At 56.9% G+C, this 13,019-nt stretch carries 12 protein-coding genes and 1 tRNA gene; 7 read left to right on the plus strand and 6 right to left on the minus strand.

Annotated elements, in window-relative coordinates:
* Position 1 precedes the first annotated feature (1 nt).
* Genes RTM13_RS15300 through RTM13_RS15315 form a run of 4 tightly spaced genes read left to right on the plus strand, consistent with a single transcriptional unit; the run spans position 2 to position 4,520 of the window.
* Positions 2–1,045 (plus strand): ABC transporter ATP-binding protein, encoded by a 1,044-nt coding sequence (locus RTM13_RS15300; RefSeq protein WP_312212922.1) that lies wholly within the window; start codon positions 2–4, stop codon positions 1,043–1,045.
* The gene (locus RTM13_RS15305; RefSeq protein ID WP_312212924.1) at positions 1,035–2,045 is read left to right on the plus strand and encodes an ABC transporter ATP-binding protein; all 1,011 of its coding nucleotides are present in this window, start codon (positions 1,035–1,037) and stop codon (positions 2,043–2,045) included. The genes RTM13_RS15300 and RTM13_RS15305 overlap by 11 nt, the downstream gene beginning before the upstream one ends.
* 32 nt (positions 2,046–2,077) lie before the next feature.
* Entirely contained in the window at positions 2,078–3,262 is a 1,185-nt protein-coding gene (locus RTM13_RS15310) for an amidase (RefSeq protein WP_312212926.1), read from the plus strand.
* Positions 3,252–4,520: a Zn-dependent hydrolase gene (locus tag RTM13_RS15315; RefSeq protein WP_312212928.1), complete on the plus strand. Its 1,269-nt coding sequence runs from the start codon at positions 3,252–3,254 to the stop codon at positions 4,518–4,520. The genes RTM13_RS15310 and RTM13_RS15315 overlap by 11 nt, the downstream gene beginning before the upstream one ends.
* Positions 4,521–4,557: 37 nt before the next feature.
* Here the strand turns inward: RTM13_RS15315 and RTM13_RS15320 are convergent, their stop codons facing one another.
* From RTM13_RS15320 to RTM13_RS15335, 4 genes are all read right to left on the minus strand, one after another.
* Positions 4,558–5,043 carry a type VI secretion system tube protein TssD gene (locus RTM13_RS15320; protein WP_312212930.1) on the minus strand — a complete coding sequence of 162 codons (486 nt, stop codon included), beginning with the start codon at positions 5,041–5,043 and terminating at the stop codon, positions 4,558–4,560.
* 17 nt (positions 5,044–5,060) lie between these two features.
* Positions 5,061–5,498 (minus strand): hypothetical protein, encoded by a 438-nt coding sequence (locus RTM13_RS15325; RefSeq protein WP_312212932.1) that lies wholly within the window; start codon positions 5,496–5,498, stop codon positions 5,061–5,063.
* Positions 5,476–5,868 carry a polymorphic toxin type 44 domain-containing protein gene (locus RTM13_RS15330; RefSeq protein ID WP_312212934.1) on the minus strand — a complete coding sequence of 131 codons (393 nt, stop codon included), beginning with the start codon at positions 5,866–5,868 and terminating at the stop codon, positions 5,476–5,478. The genes RTM13_RS15325 and RTM13_RS15330 overlap by 23 nt, the downstream gene beginning before the upstream one ends.
* Positions 5,869–6,092: 224 nt before the next feature.
* Complete coding sequence (locus tag RTM13_RS15335; protein WP_312212936.1) at positions 6,093–6,983, minus strand: DMT family transporter; 891 nt, start codon at positions 6,981–6,983, stop codon at positions 6,093–6,095.
* A 92-nt stretch (positions 6,984–7,075) separates the two neighbouring features.
* Here RTM13_RS15335 and RTM13_RS15340 point away from each other — a divergent pair, with 92 nt between their 5' ends.
* From RTM13_RS15340 to RTM13_RS15350, 3 genes are all read left to right on the plus strand, one after another.
* Positions 7,076–8,449 carry a PLP-dependent aminotransferase family protein gene (locus RTM13_RS15340; RefSeq protein WP_312212938.1) on the plus strand — a complete coding sequence of 458 codons (1,374 nt, stop codon included), beginning with the start codon at positions 7,076–7,078 and terminating at the stop codon, positions 8,447–8,449.
* A 140-nt stretch (positions 8,450–8,589) separates the two neighbouring features.
* Positions 8,590–9,933 carry a glycoside-pentoside-hexuronide (GPH):cation symporter gene (locus RTM13_RS15345; RefSeq protein ID WP_312212940.1) on the plus strand — a complete coding sequence of 448 codons (1,344 nt, stop codon included), beginning with the start codon at positions 8,590–8,592 and terminating at the stop codon, positions 9,931–9,933.
* Positions 9,934–9,940: 7 nt separating this feature from the next.
* Complete coding sequence (locus RTM13_RS15350) at positions 9,941–11,977, plus strand: TIM-barrel domain-containing protein (protein WP_312212942.1); 2,037 nt, start codon at positions 9,941–9,943, stop codon at positions 11,975–11,977.
* Positions 11,978–12,006: 29 nt separating this feature from the next.
* Here RTM13_RS15350 and RTM13_RS15355 read toward each other — a convergent pair.
* Both RTM13_RS15355 and actS read right to left on the minus strand, forming a co-directional pair.
* Positions 12,007–12,080 (minus strand) — tRNA-Gly (locus RTM13_RS15355).
* Between the two features lie 80 nt (positions 12,081–12,160).
* On the minus strand, positions 12,161–12,862 hold the full coding sequence (gene actS / locus RTM13_RS15360) for an amidase activator ActS (RefSeq protein WP_312212944.1): 702 nt from the start codon (positions 12,860–12,862) through the stop codon (positions 12,161–12,163).
* Between the last annotated feature and the right edge of the window lie 157 nt (positions 12,863–13,019).

Below are 13,019 nucleotides of genomic sequence, written 5' to 3' on the forward strand. Positions count from 1 at the left end.
GATGCAACCTTTTGTCAATGTTGACGTGGGCGGGCCAGCACAGCCGCTGCTGACGGTCCACAGCCTGTTGAAATATTTTCGTTCCGGCGGCGGCAAGAAGCATGACGTAGTGCAGGCGGTAGATGACGTCAGCTTTACGGTGGTGAAAGGCGAAACCCTCGGCGTAGTGGGCGAGTCGGGCTGCGGTAAATCCACCACGGCACGACTGCTGATGCAGCTTCTCAATCAGGACAGCGGAGAGCTGATCTTTGATGGGCTGGCGGTGGGATCGACGCATCTGCCGATGAAGGCTTATCGCCGCCAGGTGCAGATGGTGTTTCAGGACAGCTATGCCTCCCTCAACCCACGCATGACGATGGAAGAGAGTATCGCCTTCGGCCAGCGCGTGCACGGCATCAGCGCCAAAGAGGCCAGCGAGTACGCTCGCTATCTGCTCGCCCACGTCGGCCTGGAGCCGGGACGCTTTGCCCACCGCTATCCGCATGAGCTTTCCGGCGGCCAGCGCCAGCGGGTGAATATCGCCCGCGCCCTGGCAATGAAGCCGCGGCTGGTGATCCTCGACGAGGCGGTATCCGCGCTGGATAAGTCGGTCGAGGCTCAGGTATTGCAGCTGCTGCAGGAGCTTAAGCGCACTCTGGAGCTGACCTATGTCTTTATCAGCCACGATCTGCACGTAGTGCGCTGGCTGTCGGATCGCATTCTGGTGATGTATCTCGGCGAGGTGGTGGAGATCGGTCCGGCGGAGCAGCTCTTTACCGCCTCCGCACACCCTTACACCCGCGCCCTGCTCAGTTCGATGCCGTCGATGGATCCGCATAATCGCACCCTGATATCACCGCTGAGCGGCGATCCGCCCAGCCCGATCGCCCCGCCTTCCGGCTGTCGATTTCATACCCGCTGCCCGCACGCCAAAGCGGTATGCGCGCAGGTTAAACCCAAACTGGAGAGCGTGGGCGACGGCCATCAAAGCGCCTGCCTGATGGCGCAGCCGGGGTCGGCGTGGCATCGGGATATTGCCGTTCAGGAGGTAAGCTATGTCGCATGAACCGTTTGTTCATATCCGCGATCTGCGGGTTGAGTTTCGCCGCGAGGGCCAGACGATCAATGCGGTGAACGGCGTCTCGTTTGACGTGCGTAAAGGCGAGGTGATGGCGCTGATCGGCGAGTCGGGGTCCGGCAAAAGCGTCACCCTGCGGGCGCTGATGCGCCTGCATCCGCCAAAAACTAGCCTGCTCTCCGGAACGCTGCGGGTCGGTGATCAAGAGGTGCTAAGCATGAGCGCCTCCCAGCTGCGGCGCTATCGCGGCGCGCTGTGCGCCATGATCTTCCAGGAGCCGCTGCTGGCCTTCGACCCAGTCTATACCGTCGGCCAGCAGATCGTAGAGGGACTGCGCCGCCATGAAGGGCTCTCTCGCCAGGCGGCAAGGGAGCGGGCGCTCGACGCGCTACGCCAGGTGCGGATCCCCAGCCCGGATCGGCGGCTGGATGCCTACCCTCACGAGATGTCCGGCGGCATGCGCCAGCGGGCAATGATCGCCCTCGCCCTGTCGTGCAATCCGCAGCTGCTGCTGGCGGACGAGCCAACTACCGCTCTCGACGCCACGGTGCAGATCCAGATCCTGATCCTGCTGCGCGAGCAGCAAAAGCAGCGCGATCTCTCGATCATCTTTGTCACCCACGACATTGGTGCGGCGGTGGAGATCGCCGATCGCGTGGCGGTGATGTACGCCGGACGCATCGTTGAGGAGGCGTCGATGGCAGAGATTTTATACCATCCGCGTCACCCCTATACCCAGGTTCTGCTCGGCAGCCGTCCCAAAGAGGGGCTGAAAAAAGGCGATGTTCTGCACTGCATTCCCGGCTCGCCGCCGGATCTGGCCCGCCTGCCCGCAGGGTGCGCCTTTGCCGATCGCTGCCCCCACGCCCTGCCCGCCTGCGCCGAGAGCCAGCCAGCTACCGAGCAGGTGACCGAGCGTCACGTGGTGAGCTGTCATCGCTGGCGAGAGCTGGCAGCAACCTCCGAACGTCAGGCAACCTACGCCTGAACCTGTTTACGCCATAACCCAGAGGAGCCAACATGCAGGATGATATTCACGCCTTTATGCCCTACCCGGCTTACCCGGTACCGCACGCCACCAGCGGGCCGCTGAGCGGCATGACTTTCGCCGTTAAGGATCTGTTCGATGTTGCAGGCTATCCGACCGGAGGCGGTAACCCGCATCTGCTGGCGCTCTCAGGGATTAAGAGCCACACCGCACCGGTGGTGCAGCGTCTGCTAAACAGCGGTGCGCGGTTCATGGGTAAAACCCATACCAGCGAGCTGGCCTACTCCATGAGCGGCCATAACGTTCACTACGGCTGGCCGCGCAACGGCGCTGCGCCAGACCATATTCCCGGCGGCTCTTCATCAGGTTCGGCCTCGGCGGTCTCTAACGGCGTGTGCGACTTTGCCCTCGGCACCGATACCGGCGGCTCGGTACGCACGCCAGCCAGCTACTGCGGTCTGTACGGTTTGCGCCCCACCCACGGGCGCATCTCCCTCGACGGCTGTCAGCCGCTCTGCGCCACCATGGATACCTGCGGTTTCTTCGCCCGCACTCCAGAAGTTTTTAAAGCTGTCGCTGAGTGTCTGCTGGGCAGCGACAGTCTGACTACGACAAATGTAAAGCTGGCCTGCCATGAAGGGCTGTTCTCCCGCCTGCCGGCGCACAGCCAGCAGGCGCTGCTTTCTGTACGCCAGCGTATGGCCAGCCATTTTGGCGACATCACTAGCCTGAGCTCGCCGCTGCCGGAGGTTGAGGATATCTATCTCGCTTTCCGCCAGATCCAGGGCTACGAAGCGTGGCAGTCACAGGGAGCGACCATTGAGCGCTATGGCCTGCAACTGGGGCCGGACGTGCGTGAGCGTTTCTTCTGGGGGAAAGCAGTGACCACGGCGCAATTTGAGGCCGCCTGCCAGCTGCGAGAGCAATTTACCGCCTGGTGGGAAGAGCAGCTTGGCGACGCGGTGTTGGTTCTGCCCACCGTGCCCGACGGTGCGCCGCTGCTTACCGCTCAGGCCGATGAGATCGAGGCGGTGCGTCGTCTCTCCCACGATATTTTACTGATTTCGGTCATGACCCGACGTCCACAGGTCACGCTGCCAGTCGCGCAAGTGGGTGGCCTGCCGCTGGGTATTTCACTTCTGGGTCCACGCGGTAGCGATCGCCTGCTGGTCGATCTGGCCGCTTCATTTATGCAAGGAGACGACAATGAGCAGTGATGTCCTGATTACCGCGGTGACAGATACAACGGTTTGCCGCATTAACGGCGAGCGGCTATGGGATTCATTGATGACCCTGGCAGAGATTGGCGCGACGCCGAAAGGGGGTTGCCGTCGGCTGACCTTAACCGATCTCGATCGCCAGGGGCGGGAGCTGGTGATCGGCTGGGCGCAAGATGCTGGCCTGAGCATCACCGTGGATAAGATCGGTAATGTCTTTATGCGCCGGGAAGGCCGCAACCCGATGCTGCCCCCGGTAGTTGCCGGGAGCCACATCGATACTCAGCCCACCGGCGGCAAGTTTGATGGCAATTACGGCGTGCTGGCGGCGCTGGAAGTGGTACGCACCCTTAACGATCTGGAGATAACCACCGAAGCGCCGATTGAAGTGGTGTTCTGGACCAATGAGGAGGGATCGCGCTTCGTGCCGGTGATGATGGGCTCCGGCGTCTTTGCTGGGGTTTTGCCGCTAGAGAAGGCCTACGCCGCGAAAGATGCCGAGGGCAAAACCGTGGGGGAGGAGCTGGCGCGGATTGGCTACGTTGGCAGCCAGACGCCGGGGGACCATCCGGTAGGTGCCTACTTTGAGGCGCACATCGAGCAGGGTCCGATCCTTGAAGATGAAGAGAAAGTGATTGGTGTGGTTCAGGGCGTACTGGGTATCCGCTGGTATGACTGCGTAGTCACTGGCCAGGAGTCCCACGCCGGACCCACGCCGATGCGCCTGCGTCAGGATGCATTGCAGATCGCCACCCGCATCATGCAGGAGGTAGTCGCCATCGCCGGGCGCAGCGAGGAGGGACGCGGGACTGTCGGGATGGTGCAGGTCTACCCCAACAGCCGCAACGTGGTGCCGGGAGAGGTCACCTTTTCCATTGATATGCGAAATATCAGCGACGAAGCGGTAGATGAGATGGATCGCCAGCTGCGTGATTTTATCGCCAGGGTTCAGCAGGAGAGCGGCATGGCGATCGCGCTAAAAGAGGTGAGCCACTATCCGGCCGCCCCGTTCCACCCCGCCTGCCAGGCGGCGATTGCCGAGGCGGCTGAGCGGCTAGGCTACCCTGCCCGCGAGATCGTCTCCGGAGCCGGACACGATGCGGTCTATATGAGCTATCTGGCTCCCACCGGAATGATCTTCATTCCCTGCAAGGATGGGATTAGCCATAACGAGATCGAGTACGCCTCGCCGGAGCACGTCACCGCTGGCGCAAACGTGCTGCTACAGGTCATGTTGCAGTATGCCCGGGCGGTGTAATCGTCATAAACTAAGGGGGGCACAAAGCCCCTTTTCTTTATGCTGTTGGGCGCTCATTCCAGGCGTCAGTAAATTGAACGTTACCATCCTTATAAAGCCAGGTGATTTTAGTATAACGAAGCTGTACGTTTTCCATATGCCCCGTACCAGGACAATCTCTTGTATCATGCATCACTGGCGTGATTGAAATCACTTTGACACCTTCCATTAAAATGTTGAAGTACTCTGCCTCATGCCCTGCATCGTTGATATTGTAGAACTTTAGTTCAGCGCTTTGCAGCGTCTGACCAGTGGCAACAGCCTTGTAGAGATACGGTGAAGAAGAGTCAATACTTTTAGTGAAGCTGAATGCGGAATGCTGGCGCGTCCCTGTTAACTTGCCTGTAGAGCCATTGGTGGGAATGCTGAGATTATGTATGAGATCTCTAAGCTCTATGCTTCCTTCACGATTTTTTACATCGGAACCGCCGTAAATCATAGCTCCACCATCGTTTTTTAAAAACAGGTGAACTGGTTCTGCCATTTTAAATCTCCTTGGTGTTAGTCTCTTGTGCCATTAGCGATTATGTTAATAACGGGCATAACAGCGATCCCGTCTGCGTAAAACAAATCTGAGTTAGTGAAATTGTAAATTTTCCCGGTCATTTTTATGTTTACTGTATTCCCGTAAGCAGTAGCCGTAATTACATTTGTATTTGTCTCTAGAAAAGGGGCACGCTCTTTCAGAGCATCTATTACGTCTTTATTTCCTATGTCTTTTTCCAGGTAGAAACGATAAATATCCGAAACGGTGGCGTTCCCCTCATTGTATTTTGTAGCGTATAGCCAGACGCTGTCTGACAATTTCTGTTTACTAACAAATACGTCTTGAGGCAGCGTGTTGGAAAAATAGTAATAGGCTGTATAACCGCCCACGAGCAGTAACAAGACCGCTGTAAGCATATAGTGCAGCTTTTTAATAACCGATCTTGCGTGCATACTCTATCCCTTGACTAATCCAATATTGGTCGTGTGGGTCGTCACCATACGGTGGTTTTTGATACCAATGCCCCCATCTTTTCTTGGTAGTTTTCGCCATTTCTTGTGCAAATCCAGCGCCCATTAGTAGGATTTCCGCCGGTATACCTGCGGCATAGCCGATTGCTCCATAATGGAAATTACCAAAATTCTCTAACTCGGGATGATGCTGCTTGTAATCCCATGGGCCTCGGTTTCTAACTTGCATGTAAAACCATGCATAAGTTAAAGGCGTTGCCATATCGCGAGCCATACCATGAGCACGGGCTATACGCATGTGATCCAAAATTAATGATATTCCTTGCGAAGGAAGTAAAGGTATAACTGCCATGTTAACCCTTCTGTTTATGAGTGATTAACAATCGTACTGCTGGCGGTAAAACAGAGTAAAGCTTGTTTTCAGGAAATAGCTTATTTTCGGACACCAAATCCCTTCAGCTTGTTGGTGGTAACACAACGCACGGAGCGTAACAGTTGCATCGTTGCCAGGTCATCTCTCAGTAGCGCTGTTAGCTGTTTTCACTTGATACGAAACTGCGGGTAGGCTTCGGCGGACTAGCGGGCAAATCTCCGCGATCCGGCCACGCACAGGATCACGCCCAGCGTGCTGGCGAGCATCAGCGGATCGACGGTTTCGTGCAACAGCGTGGCGGATAAGCCAAGCCCGATAAATGGCTGCAACAGTTGCAGCTGTCCTACGGCAGCGATGCCGCCAAGGGCCAGTCCCTTATACCAGAAGATAAACCCGATAAGCATGCTAAACAGCGACACGTAGCCCAGCGCAACCCAGGCTGACGTAGAGAAGGTGCTAAACGATTCTGGCCGTGTGATAAACGAGGCGATAAGCATAAAGGGCAGCGAAATTATCAGCGCCCAGCTGATGACCTGCCAGCCCCCCAGCTCGCGTGTTAGCTTTGCGCCTTCGGCATAGCCCAGACCGCAGACGATTATCGCCGCGAACATCAGCAGATCTCCCGCCAGCGAGGCAGAGGCATTTTGCGACAGGGCAAAGCTAGCAACCAGCAGGCTGCCCACCCCAGAAAAGATCCAGAAGGCAAGGCGCGGACGCTCGCCGCCGCGCAGCACGCCGAAGATGGCCGTGGTGAGCGGCAGTAGCCCCAGAAAGACAATAGATTGAGCGGAAGTCACGTGCTGCAACGCCAGTGCCGTCAGCAGCGGAAAGCCAACCACCACGCCCAGCGCAACGATAACCAGCGGCACAACCTGCGACCGATGCGGACGTTTTTCACGAAAGCCAGCAATCAGTCCGGCCGCGACAAGACCGGCAATCGAGGCGCGCAGAAACGTCAGAAAAAAGGGATCTATATTGAGTACGGCAACACGGGTAGCGGGCAGCGAGCCGCTAAAGATAATCACCCCAAGCAAACCGTTGAGCCAGCCGGAGAGCGATCCCGGCCCCGCTTTATGCGCAACTGCATTAACCATTTTTTACCACTCTCTATCAGCTTGAGTCATGAATAGCGGGATGGTAGTTTGCTCAATCCAGTACAATCAAAAAATTGTCATGGATACATGTCATGAAGGCGCGTTATAAATCGATCGTAGATAATTTTGCTGAGGCTATACGTTCCGGCGAACTTACAGCCGGTAGCCGGTTACCCACGCACCGGCAGCTTGCATTGGCTAAGCATATCTCGCTGGCAACAGCGACCCGAGTTTATAGCGAGCTGGAGGCGATGGGGCTGGTCAGCGGTGAAGCCGGACGCGGCACCTTTGTCAGGGATATCTCTCTGCCGCCCGGACACGGTGTGGATCAGCTCGCTGTGGCCACAGACGTACTGGATCTGAACTTCAACTACCCCTCTCTGCCGGGTCAGGGTGAGCGACTGCGTGATGCGCTCAGGCAGATAGCAGCAAGCGGCGATATTGAATCCCACCTTCGCTACCAGCCCCATGCGGGACGGCTGACGGAACGAGAGATCATTGCCCGCCACCTGACCCGAGGCGGTTTCAGCCCCGAAGCGGAGAACATGCTTATCGTTAACGGGGCCCAGCACGGTCTGACCATCACTGCGATGGGCCTCCTCAAGCCTGGCGATGTCGTCGCCGTAGATGCATTGACCTATCCGGGCTTTAAAGCCTTAGCGGCGCTCTGCCATCTTGAACTGATTGCCATTCCCTACGCTGCTAACGGACCTGATCCTGAGGCGCTGCGTCAGCTCTGCACCCGCCGGCAGGTGCGGGCAATTTATACCATGCCGACTCTGCATAACCCTCTGGGCTGGGTGCTGGATCGCCAGCAACGAAAAGCGCTTGCCGACATTGCCCGGCAGCATGATTTACTGATTATTGAAGATGCCGCCTATGCGTATTTGGTCCGCCGTCCGCCTCCACCCCTCGCTTTCTACGCGCCGGAAAGAACGGTCTATATCACCGGTTTCTCTAAAAACGTCGCCACCGGGCTGCGGGTAGGCGTTGCCATCTGCCCTGCCCGCTATCGACCTGCGCTAGAGCGAGCAATAAGGGCCACGGCCTGGAATACGCCTTCGCTGATGACAACCCTGGTCTGCAACTGGATTGAAGACGGAACGGTTTCACGGTTCGAGACGCTCAAACGACGCGATGCCCGGCTGCGCCAGTCTGTAGCAAGAGAGAGTCTGGGCCATCTCTCCTGTATTACACATCCCGACTCCTATTTTCTCTGGCTGCCACTCGCGGAAGAGGCCAGAGCCGACCGGGTAGTAAAAGCGTTAATGGATAATAATATTTCGGTATCCACCGCTGAGCCATTCTCAGTTTCAGCAAGCGTGCCGCAGGCCATTCGCATCGCGCTGGGTTCAGTGTCTATTGATAACCTGCGCAGCGCGTTGATAAAGGTGCGGGAGGTAATTGAATTTGAGCAGTATGGGTTAAAGCCGGTAAACGCCAGGGCAAAACCAGCGATTCGATGATAGCAATCTTGTTACCGGTATCACGGAAAGCACTTTACGTAACCCAGATGTTAAATCCCGCAATTGTTAACCCTCCCGCTTCAACCACACTATGGTTCCCGATTAAAGAACCCGTACCTTAACGACACCTGGTGACATCAATGACAACTAAAGTTACCCGTAAAGAGAAGATCAGTTATGGCCTTGGGGATATGGCTAGCCATGTTGGTCTGGATAACGTGATTATTTTTCTCACGTTTTACTATACCGATGTGGTAGGTCTGCCAGCCGCATTCGTCGGAACCATGTTTCTGCTTGCCCGCACTGCCGACGCCATTATCGACCCCGCGATGGGCTATATGGCCGACCGCACCCGCTCCCGTTGGGGAAAATTTCGCCCATGGATGCTGTGGCTGGCCCTACCCTTTGGCCTGAGCTGTCTCCTGACCTATGCCGTACCGCAATCGCTGGATATGACCGGTAAAATGATTTTCGCCAGCATTAGCTACACCTTTATGATGCTGATGTATACTGCCATCAATATCCCCTACTGCTCGATGGGCGCGGTGATTACGCCTGATAACGACGAGCGCATCTCCCTACAGTCCTGGCGCTTCTTCCTTGCCACGCTTGGCGGCGCAATGTCGACATTTTTCATGATGCCTCTGGCGGAGTACCTGGGTGGCGCGGATAAGCTGGCAGGTTATCGCTGGGCGATGGCGATTATGGCCAGCGCGGCGGTGATCATGTTCTGGATCTGCTTTGCCAATACCCGCGAACGTATTAAAGCGCCCGCCACTCACAACAACTACCTGGCCGAACTGCGGGATCTGTTGCGTAACGATCAATGGCGCGTCGTCGCGGTGCTCGTGGTAACCAACATTGGCTTTGGCGTGATCCGCCTCGGGGCGATGATGTACTTCGTCACCTATTATCTCGGCAGCGCCAGTTATTTCATGTGGATGCTCGCTGCGCATATCCTTGGCAAAGCCGCCGGTAGCCTGCTGGCTAAGCGTCTTACCCGCAACTTCAATAAAGTGCAGATGTTCGGCTACTGTGCGGTACTGGCGGGTGTGCTCAGCATCGCCCTGTTCTTTGCACCGAAATCCGTTTTCGTCCTGGTTCCACTAACGTTTATTGTCTCGACGCTCTATCAGGCGACCACCACGCTGATGTGGGTGATGATGGCCGACGTCGCCGACTACGGCGAATGGCGTCAGGGCAAACGTATGGATGGCATCATTTTCTCCACCTTCCTCGCCGTCCTCAAACTGGGAATGGCGCTCAGCGGTGCTATCGTCGGCTGGACCCTGGCCTTCAGCGGCTATATCGCCAACGCGCCGGAACAGACGTCGCTGGCAATGCACAGCATCGTCGCCCTCTTCACCATCGTCCCGGGACTGCTCTCTCTGGCGGCTTTCGCCACCCTGCGCTGGTACAAGCTTGATGACCAGACCATGCAGGAGATCAATTTGGCTAAAATGCAATCTATTGTGAAAGGATGACCTCTCCATGAGCGAATTAATTGAGCACGCTAACGCCATCGAATGGCGCTTCGAACGACAGATTTTACGTCTTGAACCCTGGGGCAAGAATAGCCTGCGGGTACGCGCCACCTGCGCGCCGGAGTTTAATTCTGAGCTTCACGCTCTGCTGAAGCCAGAATCATGCCAGGCCGAGATTTTCCGGGATGCTGAAACCCTGACTCTGCGCAACGGCAATATCAGTGCGGTATTGAACCTTAAGGGCCAGCTGGCATTTTACAATCAGCACGGCGAGCTGCTGCTGGAAGAGATGTGGCGACAGCGTTCTACGGTTGGCATCGGCGCCAGCGAAAAAAGCCAGGACAAGTACGTCAGCGCCCTGAAGCTGGATGGACGAGAATTTAAACCGCTGCCCGGCGGTAAATATCAGCTGACGGTACGTTTTGAGGCCCGCAACGGAGAAAGGTTGTATGGCATGGGGCAGTACCAGCAGCCCTGGCTGGATCTGAAAGGCTGCTCTCTGGAGCTGGCGCAGCGTAACTCGCAGGCCAGCGTGCCGTTTGTCCAATCCAGCCTCGGCTATGGCCTGCTGTGGAACAATCCGGCTATTGGCGAGGCTAGCTTTGCAAAAAACCACAGCCAATGGACCGCTCGCGTTACCCAGGAGATGGATTATTGGATAACCGCCGGTGATAACGTCATGGAGATGACCCGCCAGTATGCCAAAGTCACCGGTACGCCGCCCGCTGCGCCGGAATTCATCAGCGGCCTGTGGCAGTGTAAATTGCGCTACCGCACCCAGCAGGAGGTATTGGACGTCGCTCGCGAATATCACCGCCGCAACCTGCCGCTGTCAGTGATGGTTATTGATTTCTTCCACTGGCCGAATCAGGGAACCTGGTGTTTCGATCCTACCGACTGGCCGGATCCGCAGGCGATGGTCGAAGAGCTGGAATCAATGGGCATCAGGCTAATGGTTTCGGTCTGGCCGACCGTGGAGGCGCGTAGCCCACTATTTCCGCAGATGAAAGCCAAAGGCTGGCTGGTGACCAGCGATCGCGGCGTGCAGATCAACCTCGATTTTATGGGCAACACCACCTTCTTTGACGCCACCCACCCGCAGGCACGGCAGTTTGTCTGGGATACGGTGAAGAAAAACTACTTTGACTACGGGATCAAGCTGTTCTGGCTGGATGAGGCCGAGCCGGAGTATCGTGCCTATGACTTTGATAACTATCGCTACCATGCTGGACCGGTACTGGAAGTGGGCAACCGCTATCCGCGCGATTTCGCTCAGGGCTTCTATGATGGCCTGCGTGCAGAAGGCGAAAACGAGATCGTCAACCTGGTGCGCTGTAGCTGGGCAGGCAGCCAGCGCTACGGCGTACTCGCGTGGTCCGGGGACGTTCACTCCTCTTTCCATTCGTTCCGCAATCAGCTGGCTGCCGGGCTTAACATGGGACTGGCGGGCATTCCATGGTGGACCACCGATATCGGCGGTTTCCAGGGCGGCAACATCCACGATCCCGCCTTTCACGAACTGCTGATCCGCTGGTTCCAGTGGGCGGTGTTCTGTCCGGTCCTGCGTATGCATGGCTATCGCGAGCCGCGGATCCAGCCGCCGGAAAGCTATCGCCACGGCATTCCGCAATGCGATAGCGGTTCACCCAACGAGCTGTGGAGCTACGGTGAGGAGAACTTCGCCATTATGCAGCGCTGGCTGGGCGTCCGTGAGGCGCTACGCCCCTATATTGATGAACTTTACGCCAATGCGCATCACCATGGCGATCCGCTCATGCGCCCGCTCTTCTGGCACTACCCCGACGAGGCGCAAAGCTGGCAGGTGGAAGATCAATATCTGTTTGGCCGTGATCTACTGGTCGCTCCGGTTATGCACGCCGGTCAACGTCAGCGCGATGTCTGGCTACCGGGCGGCCACCAGTGGGTCAATTTACAGGGAGAGTGCTATCAGGGTGGACAGTGTATTTCGGTTCCTGCCGAACTGGAGACGATTCCGCTCTTTATTCGGGAAGGCAGCCCGCTGATTTCGCTGCTGGTGAAGTAAATCAGAGTGGTGTTCGGGAGATTTGAAACTGGAGCGGGCGAAGGGAATCGAACCCTCGTATAGAGCTTGGGAAGCTCTCGTTCTACCATTGAACTACGCCCGCTTTGAGGTGCGTAAGGCATTATAAACCTTACGCACCGTCTGGCAAGGCGGAAGCACGCTAACCGATGATTAATTAATCAGTTAGCATTTCGGCGGGGTGCCCTGCGGCGGCAGGTAGCGGATCGGATCGATGGCTGTAGCGCGGTAGCGCAGTTGGAAGTGCAGCTTCACCGAGTCGGTATCGGTGCTGCCCATCGTGGCGATCTTCTGCCCTATTTTTACGCTCTGGCCGTTGTTTACCAGCAGCGTGTCGTTGTGAGCGTAGGCGGTGATATAGTCCTCGTTATGCTTAATCATAATAAGGTTGCCGTAACCGCGCAGCTGATTGCCAACGTAGACCACCTTCCCTGCTCCGGCGGCGTAGATCGCCTGCCCGCGTGAGCCCGCAATGTCGATGCCTTTGTTGCCGCCATCAGCGGAGGAGTATGGCAGCACGACGGTGCCGCTCGTCGGCCAGCGCCAGCAGCGTTGCCCTACCGGTGGCCATGAGGCTGGCGGTACGGTGACGACGCGTGAGGAAGAACCGCTGCTGCGCTTACCGGAGGCCTTTTTGCCGGAACCATTGATGCGCAGCCGCTGGCCAATCTCAATGGTATAGGGCGGAGAGATACCGTTAAGGCGCGCCAGATCCCTGACGCTGGTACCGGTCAGGCGCGAAATACGCGACAGCGTATCGCCACGTTTCACAACATAGACATCTTCATCGGATAGCTTGTTCGACGAACAGGCGGCCAGCAGCATGCCCAGCATCAGGCAGATAATAAGGCGAAACGGTTTTCTCATCGGGCGTCCTGCGCTCAAAACGGATCCTCAGGTAATTGTTATGGGGTTGTTTATGATAGCAGCCATCCGCCGGAGGCTAAATGTCTTCACGGTGATTTACATTTTAGGGGAATGGATGCCCGGTGGCGCTACGCCATAAAAAAAGCCCCGCAGTTCA

Origin of the sequence: Pseudescherichia sp. (assembly GCF_031979925.1) — a bacterium.
GTDB lineage: Bacteria > Pseudomonadota > Gammaproteobacteria > Enterobacterales > Enterobacteriaceae > Pseudescherichia.